Origin of the sequence: Pseudomonas sp. 382, assembly GCF_002759075.1 — a bacterium.
Taxonomy (GTDB): domain Bacteria; phylum Pseudomonadota; class Gammaproteobacteria; order Pseudomonadales; family Pseudomonadaceae; genus Aquipseudomonas; species Aquipseudomonas vlassakiae.
Genome location: NZ_PEMX01000010.1, coordinates 135,131 through 151,171, shown reverse-complemented (window position 1 = coordinate 151,171; position 16,041 = coordinate 135,131). Strand labels below are relative to the sequence as shown.

The following is a 16,041-nucleotide window of genomic DNA, read 5'->3' as shown; positions in this document are numbered from 1 at the left end:
TGCGGTTTCGGCTGCCAGGGCATTGCCGGCGGCGACGAGCAGCGCGGTGGCGAGGAGGAATTGGTTAGCCACGGAAGAACTCCAGCATGGCGTCGCTGTTGACGCGGTAATTGAGGTTGCCGCAATGGCCGCCATGGGGGTAAAGGGTCAGGCGATCGCCGAACACCTTGCGCAGGAAGCCGATATCACCGGGGCCGAGGATGACGTCGTCGGCGTTGTGCATCACGGCGATCTTGTCGCTGTTGCGCAGGTAGTCTTCCAGCGCATACAGGCTGACCTGGTTGACCAGTTGCAGGATGCTGTTGCCATCGGTACGCGCGCGCCACATCGGGATCACCTGTTCGGTCATGTAGCAGTCGAAGTCGCATTGCAGCGCCCGTTTGAAGAACGGCGTCAGGCTGCTGCCCTCGGTGATCGGGAACTTCGGCGGAATGATCAGGCCGCGGCGGTTGATCAGGTCGGAAGTGAAGGCGATGTCGGCCGCCGAGAAGCGGAACGAGGTACCGATGAGCATGGCCATCTGTTCATTGGACAGGTGCTGTTTCGACTGCTGGAAGTCGTACAGCAGGGCGTCGTTGAGGTCGATGTAGCCCTTGTCCTGGAAATAGCGGGTGAGCTTCGCCAGCATCAGTTCGTAGAAGGTGGTGCTGCGGTCGATGCCCTTGACCTGGGTCTGCACCAGTTTGTCCAGGTTGTTGATCGAGGTGTACAGATTGACCGGCGGGTTGAGCAGCAGCACGCGCTTGAAGTTGAAACTGCGGCGGGTTTCGTCGAGGTGGCTGACGAAGGCAGCGTCCAGCGCGCCCAGGCTGTAGCCGCTCAGGTAGTACTCGCTGACCGGCAGGCGCGGGTGTTGGGCACGCACGGCCTGCATCACCCGGTACAAGTCCTCGGCGTCCTCCTGGCTGACCCCGGGGGTGGCGAAGCGCGAGGCGGCGCTCATGAAGTCGTAGCTGGTCGGCGACGATAGTTGCACCACGTGGTAGCCGGCCTGGTAGAACAACTTCTTGAGGTACTCGTTGATGCTGCTGGAGTAGGGCGCACCGGTACCGGCGATGAGGAAGATCAGCGGTGCCTCGTGGTCCTGGCGGGCCAGGCGGTACTTGAGCTTCTTCACTGCCCAGAAGTTGTCGGGCAGGGTGAACTCGCGCTCGGGGCGCAGGTTCAGGCTGTAGTCGGACTGGTCGATGTCATCGTCGCTGGGCAGGGTCGGGCGCTGCTCCGGCGGCGTGGTGGCGATGGTCGCCTCGAACGGGTTGGTCAAGGGGTAGCCGTAGCTGGCGGCGTCGATATCCCGCGCCGAAGCGGCCGCAGCCATGAGCAGGCCGCCAAGAAGGGCGGCAAGGCGCCAAGATCGAAGCATGTGTTCCCCCAGAAGGATCAAGGTCGTGCAGTACGCAGGCTAGGACCACGGTTGCCTGGGCAAAGTTGCCGAGCGCGGTGGCCTTTGGTGTGCTTGTTATCTGCAACATAGCTGCAGGGTTGTGATTTTGCCTTACTACAGGGCTTGGGCGATCATGGATGATTTCGATTACCGCTATTGGAGAACGGGATGTCTCGAACGCTGCCGGGCGCTCTACTGCTGATGTTTCTGGCCATCTGGCTTGCCGCCAGTTATGGCGTGCGCTATGGCTTGATGGAAGATGGACAGTGGGTGGGGCTGTGCGCAGTGCCGGGCGACCACTGGCAGTGCCAGGTACGTTCGTTGTTGGGGCTGGGCATTCACTTTCAGGTGATGGCCTGGGCCGGGTTGGGGCTGGCGTTGCTTGCCCAGGTCATTACCAGTCGTGGCGGTTGGTGGCTGGCGGTGTTGGCGCTGGTGTTCGGTATTCCTGCCCTGGTGCTGTATACCGCCAGCATCGCGGTGTTCGTGGTGGTGCTGGCGGGGTTGCGCCTGGTACGGCAACGTGCAGCCTGAAAAACTACACGGTCTGTGTAGGAGCGGCCTTGCGTCGCGAAAGGGCTGCGTAGCGGCCCCAAGATTTCAGCATTCTGCCGAGATTGCTGGGGCCGCTACGCGGCCCTTTCGCGACGCAAGGCCGCTCCTACAAAAAGCTTATCGCCTTATAGTAATTCGCAGGCTTCGCCACAGGGCTGCGGTCATCAGCACGCTGACTACCGCCCAGCTCCAAGCCTGCTGGTTCTCCCAACCTTCCCGAAACAGCTGCGGCAACACCCCGGCGCCGACGATGAAGGCCAGCAACGCCACCTCCGCTCGCCGCGCCGCCACGGGCCTGAGCAGGTACACCAGCGCCGGCAATGCCAGCGCCACGCTGGGGAAGCTGCGGTAGCGCGGGTCGAACACCATCGCCAGCATGCTCACCGCCGCTGCAAAACCGGCCGCGAGCAACAGCCAACCGGCCCGAGCCTGCATATAGTCGAACAGCCGCCGACGCCAGCCGTCGCGGCGTGCCAGGGCAAGGGCCGCATGCATCAGCACCAGCAGGTTCAACCCAGCAAGCACCACCGCCCACACCCACTCCCCGGCAAACCGCGCATGGGTGCGCATCAACTCGCCCCACAAGCCCAGGCAGCCCGCAGCGAACGCGGCCAGCACTGGCAACAGCAGGGCTGCCAGCGGTGTCGCGGGTCGCCCGGCCATCAGCAGCGTGGCCGCCATCAACAGCGCGCTCGCCAGCAACCACTGCGGCCAGTAATGCAAGTTGCTGACCGGCCCTTCGAGCACGCCTTTGTCCTGCCGGTCGGCATCGTACAGCCCCCAATAGCCGCCCACGGCACCTTCACTGGCTCGCTTCCACGGCTGGTCGAAGGCTTCGATCAGGTTGTAGTGCCAGCCATTGGCCTCGGCCATGCTGACGAAACCACGTATGAAGCGCGCCTCGTTGGCCCGGCTGGGCACTGCGGTCTCGCGTTGGCGACCTTCGCTGGGCCACCCGGTTTCGCCGATGAAGATGTCTTTGGGCGCGAATCGGTTGCCGAACACTTGGCGCACATCGGCAACATGGGCCAGGGCATCGTCGATGCCGCGTGGGTCGTCTTCCCAGTAGGGCAGCAGGTGGATGGTCAGGAAGTCCACGGCCGGCGCCACCTGCGGGTGCTGCAACCAGAACTCCCAGACATCGGCATAGGTCACCGGCACCCTGACCTGGCTTTTCACCTTTGCGATCAGCGCGGCCAGCTGCTCGCCGGTCACTTCCTTGCGCAACAGCGCCTCGTTGCCGACGATGACTGCGCTGACCACGTCCGGGTTGGCATTGGCAGCGGCAATCAGCGCGTCCACTTCCTTGCCGGTGTCGACCGGGTTGGCGTTGACCCAGGCGCCAAGCATCACCTTCAGCCCATGCTTGCGCGCCAACGCCGGGATTGCCTCAAGGCCGGTCATCGAATAGGTGCGGATGCACTGGAATCGCTCGGCCAGCAACGCCAGGTCGGCGTCCATGCGCGCCGGGCGCAGTCGGAAAGGCTGGTCGAAGGGCGACTGGTCCTTGTCGAACGGGGTGTACGACGCACACTGCAATTTATGCGTGGGGCTGGCCGCGTCGGGCAACTGCACCGGCTTGCCCAGCCCGTACCAGAGCGCTCCCAGCCCGAGCAGGGCGAGCAGGCAGGCGAGCAGGTACAACGGCAGCGGGCGGGAGGCATCGGGCATCGGGCGGTCCATCGTCAGGCGCAAAACGTTAGATAGTAGCCTGACGCCAAACCTTTGGCATGCAAGGATCGCGCAGGGCGCTGTAGCTCGATGCCGCTAATGGCACAGTGCTGTCGCCTATGGAGTGGTACAGGTCGCAGTGGGAGCAGGTCGCGCTTTGTTGCAGGAAGATGATGCAATCTCCAAGACCTGACGAGGGGATGCTTTGATGGCTACTTTTACAAGAATGCGCCGTTTCCTGGGGGTGGGCACCGCCCTGGTATTGGCCATGAGCGCTGCACAGGCCATGGCCAAAGAAGTCAGCATCGGTTACGTGGATGGTTGGGCTGACAGCGTGGCGACCACCAACGTCGCCGCAGAGGTGATCAAGCAGAAACTCGGTTACGACGTGAAGCTGCAGGCCGTGGCCACCGGCATCATGTGGCAGGGTGTGGCCACCGGCAAGCTCGACGCGATGCTCTCGGCCTGGCTGCCGGTCACCCACGGTGAGTACTGGACCAAGAACAAGGACAACGTGGTCGACTACGGCCCGAACTTCAAGGATGCCAAGATTGGCCTGATCGTTCCCGAGTACGTCAAGGCGGTGAGCATTGCCGACCTCAAGACCGATACCAGCTTCAAGCAGAAGATCGTCGGTATCGATGCAGGTTCGGGGGTGATGCTCAAGACCGACCAGGCCATCAAAGACTACGACCTGACCGGCTACAAGTTGCAGGCCAGCTCCGGCGCGGCCATGACCGCCGAACTGGGCCGCGCGTATGCCAAGCAGCAGTCGATTGCAGTGACCGGCTGGGTGCCGCACTGGATGTTCGCCAAGTGGAAGCTGAAATTCCTCGAAGACCCGAAAGGCGTATATGGCGCGGCTGAGACCGTGAACAGCATCGGCAGCAAGGAACTGGGCACCAAGGCGCCGGAAGTGGCGGAGTTCCTGAAGAAATTCCAGTGGCAGTCCAAGGATGAGATTGGCGAGGTGATGCTGGCCATTCAGGAAGGGGCCAAGCCCGAGGCAGCGGCCAAGGACTGGGTGGCCAAGCACCCTGACCGCGTTAAAGAGTGGACTGGCAAGTAATTTTTAGAGCATGGGGCTGCTCTGCAGCCCTTTCGCGACACAAGGCCGCTCCTACAGATGTGTGCGATCTCCTGTAGGAGCGGCCTTGTGTCGCGAAAGGGCCGCAAAGCGGCCCCGCTTTTTTGCAAATTCAGTAAAACACCGTTGCATCTAAGACTAAGGTCGTCTGGTTGGCGTCCAACAGCTGCATAAAGTAAGGGTGTGGGTTCCATCCCCTACCTGTGCTGCTAGGACAAAAACAATGAACGACAGCATTTACCTCTCGATACAAAACAGCCCGCGCTTCAAGGAGCTGGTCAGCAAACGTGAACGGTTCGCCTGGATTCTCTCGGCGATCATGCTCGGCCTCTACTGCGCCTTCATCCTCCTGATCGCCTACGGTCCGCAGATTCTGGGCACCAAGCTCAGCCCTGGCTCGTCGATTACCTGGGGCATTCCCCTGGGCGTCGGCCTGATCGTTTCGGCATTCGTCCTGACCGCCATCTACGTGCGCCGCGCCAACGGTGAATTCGATGAGCTGAACAAGGCCATCCTGAAGGAGGCGCAACAATGATTCGCCACGCCAAAGCCCTGGCCATCATGGCCTGCGGAGCCTTTGCACCCGCCGTGTGGGCCGCCGATGCCCTGACCGGCGAGGTGCAGAAACAACCGCTGAACGTGCCGGCGATCGCCATGTTCGTGGCCTTCGTCGCCTTCACCCTCGGTATCACCTACTGGGCCTCCAAGCGCAACAAGTCGGCGGCTGACTACTACGCCGCCGGTGGCAAGATCACCGGCTTCCAGAACGGCCTGGCGATTGCCGGCGACTACATGTCGGCGGCCTCGTTCCTGGGTATTTCGGCCCTGGTGTTCACCTCTGGCTACGATGGCCTGATCTACTCGATCGGCTTCCTGGTCGGCTGGCCGATCATCCTCTTCCTGATTGCCGAACGCCTGCGCAACCTCGGCAAGTACACCTTCGCCGACGTTGCCTCGTACCGCCTCGGGCAAAAGGAGATCCGCACGCTGTCGGCCTCCGGTTCGCTGGTGGTGGTGGCGTTCTACCTGATCGCGCAGATGGTCGGCGCGGGCAAGTTGATCGAGCTGCTGTTTGGCCTTGATTACCACGTCGCGGTGATCCTGGTGGGTATCCTGATGTGCCTGTATGTGCTGTTCGGCGGCATGCTGGCTACCACCTGGGTGCAGATCATCAAGGCCGTGTTGCTGCTGTCCGGTGCCAGCTTCATGGCGCTGATGGTGATGAAACACGTCGGCTTCGACTTCAATACGCTGTTCTCCGAAGCGATCAAGGTGCACGCCAAGGGCGAAGCGATCATGAGCCCGGGTGGCCTGGTGAAAGACCCGATCTCGGCGTTCTCCCTGGGCCTGGCGCTGATGTTCGGTACCGCTGGCCTGCCGCATATCCTGATGCGCTTCTTCACCGTCAGTGACGCCAAGGAAGCCCGCAAGAGCGTGCTGTACGCCACCGGCTTCATCGGCTACTTCTACATCCTGACCTTCATCATCGGCTTTGGCGCGATCCTGCTGGTCAGCACCAATCCGGACTTCAAGGACGCCGCTGGCGCCCTGATCGGCGGCAACAACATGGCGGCGGTGCACCTGGCCGATGCCGTGGGCGGCAGCGTGTTCCTCGGCTTCATCTCGGCCGTGGCCTTCGCCACCATCCTGGCGGTGGTTGCCGGCCTGACCCTGGCCGGTGCCTCGGCAGTTTCCCACGACCTTTATGCCAGCGTCTGGCGCAAGGGCAAGGCCAACGACAAGGACGAGATCCGCGTGTCGAAGATCACCACCATTGCCCTTGGCGTGCTGGCGATCGGCCTGGGTATCCTGTTCGAGAAGCAGAACATCGCCTTCATGGTTGGCCTGGCGTTTTCCATTGCCGCCAGCTGCAACTTCCCGGTACTGCTGCTCTCGATGTACTGGAAGAAGCTGACCACCCGCGGCGCCATGATCGGCGGCTGGCTGGGCCTGGTGAGCGCGGTGACGCTGATGATCCTCGGCCCGACCATCTGGGTGCAGATCCTTGGCCATGAGAAAGCCATCTACCCGTACGAGTACCCGGCGCTGTTCTCGATGATCATCGCCTTCATCGGGATCTGGTTCTTCTCGATCACCGACAAGTCCAAGGCAGCGGATGACGAACGTGCCAAGTTCTTCCCGCAGTTCGTTCGCTCGCAGACCGGCCTGGGCGCTTCCGGCGCGGTTTCGCACTGATCCACCGGCCATGAAAAAACCGCGCCTTGGCGCGGTTTTTTCATGGGCTGCGGCTAGATCATGCCTAGCAGCAATAGCACCAACAGAATCACCAGCACCACGCCAACGATGCCGGACGGGCCGTAGCCCCAGCTGCGCGAGTGCGGGAAGACCGGTAAGCCACCAATCAGCAGAAGGATCAGGATGATGATGAGAATCGTGGTCATGACGGAGTCCTTGCGTGGTTGAAGGTCAAGGGCCTCGGACTGCTGGCCTCTTGTAAATTCGGACCGGTGCCGCTTGCCAAAGATTCCATTTGAATACTGCCTGTGCCGGCCTCTTCGCGGCTAAGGCCGCTTCCACAGATACTGTGCTGGCCTCAGGCCTTAGGTGATCCCTGTGGCAGCGGCTTTAGCCGCGAAGAGGCTGGCACTGACTACACAGACATGCCCGCCCATTCACTACCCTGATGGATCCTGCCCCCGGCCGAAGCCTTGATTAGACTCGCTGCACAACCTGTCAGAACAAGGCGTGCCACCATGCAAAACCGCATCATGATCACTGGCGCCGGCTCCGGCCTTGGCCGCGAGATCGCCCTGCGCTGGGCGCGTGAGGGCTGGCACCTGGCGCTGGCCGATGTCAACGAAGCGGGCCTGCGCGAAACCTTGGCGCTGGTGCGGGACGCAGGGGGCGAGGGCTTCGTCCAGCGCTGCGACGTGCGCGACTACAGCCAGCTCACCGCCCTGGCCCAGGCCTGCGAAGAGAAGTTCGGCGGCATCGATGTGATCGTCAACAATGCCGGCGTCGCCTCGGGTGGCTTCTTCGCCGAGCTGTCGCTGGAAGACTGGGACTGGCAGATTGCGGTCAACCTGATGGGCGTGGTCAAGGGGTGCAAGGCGTTCCTGCCGCAGCTGGAGCGCAGCAAGGGCCGCATCATCAACGTCGCGTCCATGGCGGCGCTGATGCAGGGGCCTGGCATGAGCAACTACAACGTGGCCAAGGCCGGCGTGCTGGCGCTTTCGGAGAGCCTGTTGGTGGAGCTGCGCCAGCTCGAGGTGGCGGTGCACTGCGTGTGCCCGTCGTTCTTCCAGACCAACCTGCTGGACTCGTTCCGTGGGCCCAACTCGGCGATGAAAGCCCAGGTCGGCAAGCTGCTGGAAGGCTCGCCGATCAGCGCGGCGGATATCGCCGACTACATCCACCAGCACGTCGCGGCGGGTGAGTTCCTGATCCTCCCCCATACCGCCGGGCGCGAGGCTTGGCAGCTCAAACGCCAGGCGCCGGAGCGGCTGTACGATGCGATGGCGGACATGGCGGTAAAGATGCGGGCCAAGGCGCAGTCGCGTTGATTGTAGGAATTGTCTGTAGGAGAAATTACCTGCCTGCGTAGGCTCGTTCTGAATTGCAGGCGAAGTATTGTCCAGAGGAATATCCCTAAGCACTCTGCGGTCTTTTCCTGTTGCGAGAGGGCCGGGACATGTTGGTGATCACGCGTGAAATCGGTGAAGTCATCACCATTGGTGACGATATTCGGATCAAGGTAGTGGAAACGCGCAATGGCGTGGTGCGCTTTGGTGTGGATGCGCCGCGCAAGGTGCCGGTGCACCGGGCCGAAGTCTATCGGCGGATCAAGGCTGCGCTGGCGCGCAAGGCTGATTGACCGGCACCGGCCTCTGTGGGAGCGGCCTTGCGTCGCGAAAGGGCCGCAAAGCGGCCCCAGGATATCAGCGACTGCGCCGAGATTGCTGGGGCTGCTCTGCAGCCCTTTGGCGACGCAAGGCCGCTCCCACAGGACCCGCGACAAGGCACGATGTCACTCGAGCAGCTCGCGGGGCACGTCATGCCTGGCCAGCAGCTGGCACTGCTGGCTCTCCGGGTCGAACAGGATGAACGCCTGGCCCTTGGCCAACGCCTGGCGCACCCGCAGCACACGGGTCTCCAGCGGGGTATCGTCGCCGTTATCGGTACCGTCACGGGTGACGAAGTCTTCGATAAGGCGGGTCAGGGTTTCGGCTTGCAGTTGGTCGTAGGGGATCAGCATGGGCAGCGCACGGTCTTGTTCATGAATCCCTGCATGCTACGCGATTCCATGGCCATCAGCTTTTGTTTCCTACCAGGCTGTCCACGGCCGGTACCCGGGTATCGCTTTCCATCTGCGCATCGTGCTCCAGCTGGTGGCTGAAGCGCTCGAGCGAGGCATTGGCCGGTTGCGAGTCGCTGGCAAACACGGGTGGGCTGAGCAGGTATGCCGAAAGCAGGCGGCTGAGCGCGGCCAGGCTGTCGATATGGGTACGTTCGTAGCCATGGGTGGCATCGCAGCCGAACGCCACCAGCGCGGTGCGGATGTCATGCCCGGCGGTCACGGCCGAGTGGGCATCGCTGAAGTAGTAGCGGAACAGGTCGCGGCGCACTGGCACGTCCTGGTCGCCGGCCAGCTTCAGCAGGTGGCGTGACAGGTGGTAATCGTATGGCCCGGACGAGTCCTGCATGGCCACGCTCACCGCATGCTCGCTGGAGGCCTGGCCGGGGGCGACCGGGGCGATGTCGATGCCGACGAACTCGCTGACATCCCAGGGCAGGGCAGCGGCGGAACCGGAGCCGGTTTCCTCGGTGATGGTGAACAGCGGGTGGCAGTCGATCAGTGGCTGGCGGCCGCTTTCCACCACTGCCTTGAGGGCGGCCAGCAGGGCTGCCACGCCGGCCTTGTCGTCCAGGTGGCGGGCGCTGATATGGCCGCTTTCGGTGAACTCCGGCAGTGGGTCGAAGGCGACGAAATCACCGATGGCAATGCCCAGCGTTTCACAATCGGCGCGGGTGGTGCAGTAGGCATCCAGGCGTACCTCGACGTGTTCCCAGCTGATCGGCATCTGGTCGATGGCGGTGTTGAAGGCATGCCCGCTGGCCATCAGCGGCAATACGCTGCCACGGAAGACGCCGGTGTCGGTGAACACGCTGACCCGGCTGCCCTCGGCGAAGCGGCTCGACCAGCAGCCTACCGGGGCCAGGGCCAGGCGGCCGTTGTCCTGCAACTGGCGCACGCTGGCGCCGATGGTGTCGAGGTGGGCCGAGACGGCGCGGTCGGGCGAGCTTTGCCGGCCCTTGAGGGTGGCACGGATGGTGCCACGGCGGGTCAGTTCGAAGGGGATGCCCAGTTCGTCCAGGCGTTCGGCCACGTAACGCACGATGGTATCGGTGAAGCCGGTCGGGCTGGGGATGGCGAGCATCTCCAGCAGCACGCGCTTCATGTAGTCGAGGTCGGGTTCGGGGAGTCGATCGGTCATGGGTACTCCTTGGTTCCTGTGTTGGGGCCTTCGCGGGCACGCCCGCTCCCACAGGTATTGCACCGCCCTTGTGGGAGCGGGCGTGCCCGCGAAGGCCTCAACACTGATTCATGCCAAAGGCCGGCTATGCGGGAACAGCAAATCGACAAACCGCTCGGCCGTCGGCTGCGGCTCATGATTGGCCAGCCCGGCCCGCTCGTTGGCTTCGATGATCACGTAATCCGGTTGCTCGGCATCGCGTACCATGAAGTCCAGGCCCACCACCGGGATTTCCAGCGCGCGCGCCGCTCGCACCGCCGCATCGGCCAGCACCGGGTGCAGGCGTTCGGTGACGTCTTCCAGGGTGCCACCGGTATGCAAGTTGGCCGTGCGACGCACCGCCAGGCGTTGGCCGGCGGGCAGCACGTCGTCATAGCCGTGCCCGGCACTGTGCAGGGTACGTTCGGTCTCGTCGTCCAGCGGGATGCGGCTTTCGCCACCGGTCGCCGCCTGGCGCCGGCGGCTCTGCGCCTCGATCAGCTGACGAATGCTGTGCTTGCCGTCACCGATCACCTGGGCCGGGTGGCGAATCGCCGCCGCCACCACTTCATAGCCGATCACCAGAATGCGCAGGTCGCTGCCGGCATGAAAGCTCTCCAACAGCACCCGTCTGTCGAAGCGGCGGGCGCTTTCCACGGCCTGTGTCACTTCCTCGATGCAGGTGAGATTGACCGCCACCCCCTGGCCCTGCTCGCCGTCCACAGGCTTGACCACCACCGCGCCATGCTCGTCGAGAAACGCCAGGTTGTCGTCGGCATTGCCGGCCAGCTGCTGCGCTGGCACCTGCAGCCCGGCGTTGCGCAGGACATGCTGGGTAAGGCGCTTGTCCTGGCACAAGGTCATGGTCACGGCACTGGTCAGGTCACTCAGCGACTCGCGGCAGCGGATCCGGCGCCCGCCCAGGCTGAGGGTGAACAGGCCGGCAGCGGCGTCGTCGACGTGCACCTCGATACCGCGGCGCAACGCTTCGTCGACGATGATGCGGGCGTATGGGTTGAGGCCGGCTTCCGGGCCGGGCCCGAGAAACAGTTGCTGGTTGATGCCATTCTTGCGCTTGACCGCAAAGGTCGGCAGGTTGCGGAACCCGAGTTTTTCGTACAGGCGCTTGGCCTGGTGGTTGTCGTGCAGCACTGATAGGTCGAGGTAGGCCAGGCCCCGGCTCATGAAGTGTTCGACCAGGTGGCGCACCAGCACCTCGCCAACCCCCGGACGGGTGCACTGCGGGTCCACGGCCAGGCACCACAGGCTGCTGCCGTGTTCGGGATCGTCGAACGCCTTGCTGTGGTTCAGGCCCATGACACTGCCGATCACCGCACCGCTGTCCTCATCTTCGGCCAGCCAGTACACCGGGCCACCAAGGTGGCGGGGGGTGACCAGCTCGGGGTCGACCGGCAGCATCCCGCGCGCCTGGTACAAGGTATTGATCGCCTGCCAGTCGCTGGGGTTTTGCGCCCGGCGCACACGGAAGCCACGGAACACCCGCTGCGCCGGGCGGTAGTCGGTGAACCACAGGCGCAAGGTGTCGGAGGGGTCGAGAAACAGCTGCTGGGGTGCCTGGGCCAGCAATTGCTGGGGGGCGGCCACGTGCAGGGCGATGTCACGCTCGCCGGGGCGCTCCTCCTGCAAGGCGGCGGCCAGGCTGGCTGGGTCCGGGTAGGTGTGGCCGATCAGCAGACGCCCCCAACCGCAGTGCAACACACGCGGCTGGTCGTGCGGCTCGCTGCCGTCGCCGGCCAGGCGCGCCTGCAAGCGCTCGTAGGACGGCGCCTGGCCGCGCAGAAGGCGCTGACCGTAGGCGATTTCGTGGGTTTTCATCGGTCAGATTCCTTGTTCGCTGAGCCACAGGTTCAGGGCCGCCAGCTGCCACAGTTTGGAACCGCGCAGTGGGGTGAGCTGGCCGTGCGGATTGCTCAGCAGGCGGTCAACCATGGCCGGGTTGAACAGGCCACGGTCCTGGCTTGGGTCGGTCAGCAGGTCGCGCACCCAGCCGAGCGTTGCGCCTTCCAGATGCTTGAGGCCGGGCACCGGGAAGTAGCCCTTCTTGCGGTCGATCACCTCGTGGGGGATCACCCGCCGCGCGGCTTGCTTGAGCACCTGCTTGCCGCCGTCGGGCAGCTTGAAGCGTGCCGGAATGCGCGCCGACAGTTCGACCAGGCGGTAGTCGAGGAATGGGGTGCGCGCCTCCAGGCCCCAGGCCATGGTCATGTTGTCGACCCGTTTGACCGGGTCATCGACCAGCATCACCGTACTGTCCAGGCGTAATGCCTTGTCCACGGCTTCGGGGGCGCCGGGGCGGGCGAAGTGCTCGCGGACAAAGTCGCCGGCCGCGTCGGTCTCCAGCAGCCAAGGGGCCTGGACCGTGTCGCGGTACTCGTCATGGCTGCGGTCGAAGAAGGCGTCGCGGTAGGCGGCGAAGGCATCCTCGGCACCGTTCACCTTCGGGTACCAGTGGTAGCCGGCGAACAGCTCGTCGGCGCCCTGGCCACTCTGCACGCCCTTGCAATGCTTGGCCACTTCCCGCGACAGCAGGTAGAAGGCGATACAGTCGTGGCTGACCATCGGTTCGCTCATGGCACGGAAGGCGGCCGGCAGCTGCTCGATGATCTCGTGCTCGGCGATGCGCAGCTGGTGGTGGCGGGTGCCGTAGTGCTTGGCGATCAGATCGGAATACTGGAACTCGTCACCGCGCTCGCCGCCGGCATCCTCGAAGCCGATGGAGAAGGTCGACAGGTCGTCCACGCCGACCTCGCGCAACAGGCCGACCAGCAGGCTGGAGTCGACACCGCCAGACAGCAGCACGCCGACGTCAACGGCGGCGCGCTGGCGGATGGCCACGGCGTCGCGGGTGGCGTCGAGCACGCGAGTGGTCCAGCCTTCCAGGTCGAGGTCGCGCTCGTCCGGGTTGGGGCCATAGTGCAACTGCCACCAGGTCTGGCGCTCGACTTCGCCGTGACGGTCGACGCGCATCCAGGTGCCTGGCTCGAGCTTCTGTACATTGGCCAGCAACGTGCGCGGTGCAGGCACCACGGCATGGAAGTTGAGGTAGTGGTTGAGCGCCACCGGGTCGATCATCGGATCGATATCGCCCCCCTTGAGCAGCGCCGGCAGTGTCGAAGCGAAACGCAGGCGCTCGCCGTTGCGCGACAGGTACAGCGGCTTGACGCCCAGGCGGTCGCGGGCCAGGAACAGGCGCTGGTTGTCGCGTTCCCAGATGGCCAGGGCGAACATGCCGTTGAGCTTGGGCAGCAAGGCTGCGCCCCAGGCGTGGTAGCCCTTGAGCAGCACCTCGGTGTCGCCGTCGGACCAGAAGCTGTAGCCCAGCGCCTGCAATTCCTGGCGCAGCTCGGGGAAGTTGTAGATGGCGCCGTTGAAGGCGAGGGACAGGCCCAGGGTGTTGTCGACCATCGGCTGCGCCGAACCGTCGGACAGGTCCATGATCTTCAGGCGGCGGTGGCCGAGGGCGATCGGGCCCTGGCTATGGAAGCCCCAGGCGTCGGGGCCACGGGGCGCCAGGTGGTGGGTTATGCGCTCTACCGCAGCCAGGTCGGCTGGGCGAGGGGCCTGGTCGATGGGGGTGAAACGCAACTCTCCTGCTAATCCGCACATAGGTCCTTACCGGTTTTTCCGTTGGGGAATGAGCGCCCCGGATTAGGGCACCCTGTAAGGAACTGACCTGTGCGGTTTGTGGGAGTTTTAGATCGATCTGTTATAAGCAGGGGTAAGGCCTGAAGTGTGAGCCGATAAATTTGTGTCGCCTGTGAGATCCATCGCCATACGCCCCCAGCCCCCTCACTTCCCGCGAATCAGCCGGCGCAGCATGAACCGGTTGGGGTGGCAGGCCTCAGCCACCGCCCGTGGCAACGGCAGCGGTTCGCCACTGGCCCAGGCCGCAATCAGCTCGCCACTCAACGGCGCGGTGATCAACCCTCGCGAGCCATGCCCACTGTTCACATACAGCCCATCCAGCCACGGGCACGCCACCTCCGGTACCTGTCGCGCATCTTTGCCGAGCACGGCATACGCCTGGGCAAACACTTCAGGGTCGGCGACCGGGCCGACTATCGGCAGGTAATCCGGACTGGTGCAACGAAACGCTGCCCGGCCCTGCAGTTGCTCGACGTCGAGTGCCTCCGCGCCCAGCCGTGAGGCCAGGTCGGTGGAAATCTCATCCAGCAACGCCAGGTTGCCTTGGTGCTCGGCAACGGTCGGTGTCAGGTCATCATTGTGGAAATCGAAACTGGCACCCAGGGTGTGCTCATCACCCCGGGGCGGTGCGACGTAGCCATCGGCACAGACCACGGTGCGCAAGGCACGGCTGGCTTCAGTGGCGGGCAGGCGCGTGATCTGCCCGCGAATGCGCTTGAGCGGCAATTGCGCGCAAGGCGCGAAGCGGCGCACATCGGCGGCCCCGGCCAGCACCACCAGCGGCGCGCTGGCCAGCAAATGCTCCCCATCCCAGGCCTGCCACAGGCCGTCGGCCTTGCGCAGCTCGACCACATCTTGATGGAGTTGAACGCGAATGTTCGGGTGCTGCAGCTGCGCCTGGCACAAGGCGGGCGGGTGTACCCAGCCACCCTCGGGGTAGAACAGGCCGCCCGCAGGCAGCGCCACCCCGGCAATCGCTTCGGCATCAGCCTGCTCCAGCGCCCGCAGCAGGCTGCTGTCGAAGGCCTCGGCAAGCTTGGCCTGGCGCTCGCCTTCCTGGCGGTCGAAGGCCAGTTGCAGCACACCGCAGGCGTCCCAATCGCGGCCACGCTGCAACCGTTCGAGCTGGCGCCGGGTAAAGCCGAAACCGGCCAGGATCATCTGCGACAAGGCGGTGCCATGGGCGGACAACTTCAGGTACAGCACACCCTGCGGGTTGCCCGACGCCTCCTGCGCGGGCGCCGCGTGGCGTTCCAGCACCGTGACCTGCCAGCCGCGTGCGGCCAGGCTGGCGGCGCTGGCGCTGCCCGCCAGGCCGGCACCGATCACCAGTGCCTGGCGCGGGCCTGCCACAGGCGCGGGGCGGGCGTACCAGGGCGTGACCATGGCCGGCGATGGATGCCCGGTGTATTCGCCACTCATCACCTCCCACTTCTTGCCGATGCCTGGGATCTTCTTCATGGTGAAGCCTGCATCGATCAGCCCGCGGCGCACCCATCCGGTGGTGGTGAAGGTGCCCAGCGCGGTGCCGGGGTGGGCCAGCCGTGCCAATTGGCCGAACAGCTCTGGGGTCCACATGTCAGGGTTCTTCGCGGGGGCGAAGCCGTCGAGAAACCACACGTCGATGCTGGCGTCGAGCTGCGGCAGTTGCTCCAGTACGTCGCCGATCAGCAAGGTCAGGGTGACCCGGCCGTTGTCGAAACTGAACTGCTGGAAGCCCGGGTGTACTGCCACGTACTGGGCCAGGAAGGGCTCGGTGAAGGCCGCCATCTCCGGCCACAAGCGCGCGGCGCGAGCCATGTCGTCGCGGCCGAGCGGGTACTTCTCGACGCTGATGAAATGCAGGCGTGCATCGGCATGGGCCTGTTCGGTGAACAGCTGCCAGGCGCAGAAGAAGTTCATGCCGGTGCCGAAGCCGGTCTCGCCGATCACCAGGCAAGCGTGTGGGGCCAGGGCGGCGAAGCGCTGCGCCAGGCGCGTCTGTTCGAGGAATACGTAGCGGGTTTCGTCGGTGCCTTCATTCTTGGAGAAATAGACGTCGTCGTACTGCCGCGAGTGGGGGCGGCCCTGGTCGTCCCAGTCGATCTGGGCATGCTGGAGGAGGGTGGACATGGTTGGCTCGGTTGCAGCGGATGTGCGGATCTTATGTCATCTGCCGGGTTTGCGCAGGCGCTACGCAAATCCGCTAGTCTTGCTTATCCAAT

The 16,041-nt window shown here is 64.3% G+C and carries 14 protein-coding genes; 6 read left to right on the top strand and 8 right to left on the bottom strand.

Features of this window, described 5'->3' with window-relative positions; genetic code table 11:
* Window positions 1–64: 64 nt before the first annotated feature.
* Window positions 65–1,363: a serine/threonine protein kinase gene (locus CQW31_RS14260; RefSeq protein ID WP_054886413.1), complete on the bottom strand. Its 1,299-nt coding sequence runs from the start codon at window positions 1,361–1,363 to the stop codon at window positions 65–67.
* Window positions 1,364–1,552: 189 nt separating this feature from the next.
* Here CQW31_RS14260 and CQW31_RS14255 point away from each other — a divergent pair, with 189 nt between their 5' ends.
* Window positions 1,553–1,918: a hypothetical protein gene (locus CQW31_RS14255; RefSeq protein WP_099814774.1), complete on the top strand. Its 366-nt coding sequence runs from the start codon at window positions 1,553–1,555 to the stop codon at window positions 1,916–1,918.
* 138 nt (window positions 1,919–2,056) lie between these two features.
* Here the strand turns inward: CQW31_RS14255 and CQW31_RS14250 are convergent, their stop codons facing one another.
* Window positions 2,057–3,622, bottom strand: a complete 1,566-nt coding sequence (locus CQW31_RS14250) for a beta (1-6) glucans synthase (protein ID WP_099814773.1) — start codon at window positions 3,620–3,622, stop codon at window positions 2,057–2,059.
* A gap of 196 nt (window positions 3,623–3,818) precedes the next feature.
* Here CQW31_RS14250 and CQW31_RS14245 point away from each other — a divergent pair, with 196 nt between their 5' ends.
* The 3 genes from CQW31_RS14245 to CQW31_RS14235 all read left to right on the top strand — a co-directional run bounded on the left by CQW31_RS14245 (window position 3,819) and on the right by CQW31_RS14235 (window position 6,893).
* On the top strand, window positions 3,819–4,679 hold the full coding sequence (locus CQW31_RS14245; protein WP_054886410.1) for a glycine betaine ABC transporter substrate-binding protein: 861 nt from the start codon (window positions 3,819–3,821) through the stop codon (window positions 4,677–4,679).
* A 241-nt stretch (window positions 4,680–4,920) separates the two neighbouring features.
* Entirely contained in the window at window positions 4,921–5,232 is a 312-nt protein-coding gene (locus CQW31_RS14240) for a DUF485 domain-containing protein (RefSeq protein ID WP_054886409.1), read from the top strand.
* Window positions 5,229–6,893 carry a cation acetate symporter gene (locus tag CQW31_RS14235; protein WP_054886408.1) on the top strand — a complete coding sequence of 555 codons (1,665 nt, stop codon included), beginning with the start codon at window positions 5,229–5,231 and terminating at the stop codon, window positions 6,891–6,893. Before CQW31_RS14240 ends, CQW31_RS14235 begins: the two co-directional genes overlap by 4 nt.
* Window positions 6,894–6,946: 53 nt before the next feature.
* Here the strand turns inward: CQW31_RS14235 and CQW31_RS14230 are convergent, their stop codons facing one another.
* Complete coding sequence (locus CQW31_RS14230; RefSeq protein WP_012271016.1) at window positions 6,947–7,099, bottom strand: DUF3309 family protein; 153 nt, start codon at window positions 7,097–7,099, stop codon at window positions 6,947–6,949.
* 312 nt (window positions 7,100–7,411) lie between these two features.
* Between CQW31_RS14230 and CQW31_RS14225 the strand changes: the two genes are divergently transcribed.
* Both CQW31_RS14225 and csrA read left to right on the top strand, forming a co-directional pair.
* Entirely contained in the window at window positions 7,412–8,221 is an 810-nt protein-coding gene (locus CQW31_RS14225; protein WP_099814772.1) for an SDR family oxidoreductase, read from the top strand.
* Between the two features lie 128 nt (window positions 8,222–8,349).
* Window positions 8,350–8,532 (top strand): carbon storage regulator CsrA, encoded by a 183-nt coding sequence (gene csrA, locus CQW31_RS14220; RefSeq protein WP_099814771.1) that lies wholly within the window; start codon window positions 8,350–8,352, stop codon window positions 8,530–8,532.
* A gap of 153 nt (window positions 8,533–8,685) precedes the next feature.
* Here the strand turns inward: csrA and CQW31_RS14210 are convergent, their stop codons facing one another.
* From CQW31_RS14210 to mnmC, 5 genes are all read right to left on the bottom strand, one after another.
* The gene (locus tag CQW31_RS14210; RefSeq protein WP_054886405.1) at window positions 8,686–8,913 is read right to left on the bottom strand and encodes a YheU family protein; all 228 of its coding nucleotides are present in this window, start codon (window positions 8,911–8,913) and stop codon (window positions 8,686–8,688) included.
* A gap of 55 nt (window positions 8,914–8,968) precedes the next feature.
* A complete protein-coding gene (locus CQW31_RS14205) occupies window positions 8,969–10,153 on the bottom strand; it encodes an osmoprotectant NAGGN system M42 family peptidase (protein WP_054886404.1) in 1,185 nt (394 codons plus the stop codon).
* Window positions 10,154–10,261: 108 nt separating this feature from the next.
* Complete coding sequence (gene ngg / locus CQW31_RS14195; protein WP_099814768.1) at window positions 10,262–12,007, bottom strand: N-acetylglutaminylglutamine synthetase; 1,746 nt, start codon at window positions 12,005–12,007, stop codon at window positions 10,262–10,264.
* Between the two features lie 3 nt (window positions 12,008–12,010).
* Window positions 12,011–13,798 (bottom strand): N-acetylglutaminylglutamine amidotransferase, encoded by a 1,788-nt coding sequence (locus tag CQW31_RS14190; protein WP_099814767.1) that lies wholly within the window; start codon window positions 13,796–13,798, stop codon window positions 12,011–12,013.
* 183 nt (window positions 13,799–13,981) lie between these two features.
* Window positions 13,982–15,949, bottom strand: coding sequence for a bifunctional tRNA (5-methylaminomethyl-2-thiouridine)(34)-methyltransferase MnmD/FAD-dependent 5-carboxymethylaminomethyl-2-thiouridine(34) oxidoreductase MnmC (gene mnmC / locus CQW31_RS14185; protein WP_099814766.1), 1,968 nt, complete (start codon window positions 15,947–15,949; stop codon window positions 13,982–13,984).
* Window positions 15,950–16,041: the final 92 nt, after the last annotated feature.

What these genes read in the sequence shown, in the direction of transcription:
- CQW31_RS14260 (WP_054886413.1), bottom strand. Translation starts at nt 1,363, where the DNA reads ATGCTTCGATCTTGGCGCCTTGCCGCCCTTCTTGGCGGCCTGCTCATG.
- CQW31_RS14255 (WP_099814774.1), top strand. Translation starts at nt 1,553, where the DNA reads ATGTCTCGAACGCTGCCGGGCGCTCTACTGCTGATGTTTCTGGCCATC.
- CQW31_RS14250 (WP_099814773.1), bottom strand. Translation starts at nt 3,622, where the DNA reads ATGGACCGCCCGATGCCCGATGCCTCCCGCCCGCTGCCGTTGTACCTG.
- CQW31_RS14245 (WP_054886410.1), top strand. Translation starts at nt 3,819, where the DNA reads ATGGCTACTTTTACAAGAATGCGCCGTTTCCTGGGGGTGGGCACCGCC.
- CQW31_RS14240 (WP_054886409.1), top strand. Translation starts at nt 4,921, where the DNA reads ATGAACGACAGCATTTACCTCTCGATACAAAACAGCCCGCGCTTCAAG.
- CQW31_RS14235 (WP_054886408.1), top strand. Translation starts at nt 5,229, where the DNA reads ATGATTCGCCACGCCAAAGCCCTGGCCATCATGGCCTGCGGAGCCTTT.
- CQW31_RS14230 (WP_012271016.1), bottom strand. Translation starts at nt 7,099, where the DNA reads ATGACCACGATTCTCATCATCATCCTGATCCTTCTGCTGATTGGTGGC.
- CQW31_RS14225 (WP_099814772.1), top strand. Translation starts at nt 7,412, where the DNA reads ATGCAAAACCGCATCATGATCACTGGCGCCGGCTCCGGCCTTGGCCGC.
- csrA (WP_099814771.1), top strand. Translation starts at nt 8,350, where the DNA reads ATGTTGGTGATCACGCGTGAAATCGGTGAAGTCATCACCATTGGTGAC.
- CQW31_RS14210 (WP_054886405.1), bottom strand. Translation starts at nt 8,913, where the DNA reads ATGCTGATCCCCTACGACCAACTGCAAGCCGAAACCCTGACCCGCCTT.
- CQW31_RS14205 (WP_054886404.1), bottom strand. Translation starts at nt 10,153, where the DNA reads ATGACCGATCGACTCCCCGAACCCGACCTCGACTACATGAAGCGCGTG.
- ngg (WP_099814768.1), bottom strand. Translation starts at nt 12,007, where the DNA reads ATGAAAACCCACGAAATCGCCTACGGTCAGCGCCTTCTGCGCGGCCAG.
- CQW31_RS14190 (WP_099814767.1), bottom strand. Translation starts at nt 13,798, where the DNA reads ATGTGCGGATTAGCAGGAGAGTTGCGTTTCACCCCCATCGACCAGGCC.
- mnmC (WP_099814766.1), bottom strand. Translation starts at nt 15,949, where the DNA reads ATGTCCACCCTCCTCCAGCATGCCCAGATCGACTGGGACGACCAGGGC.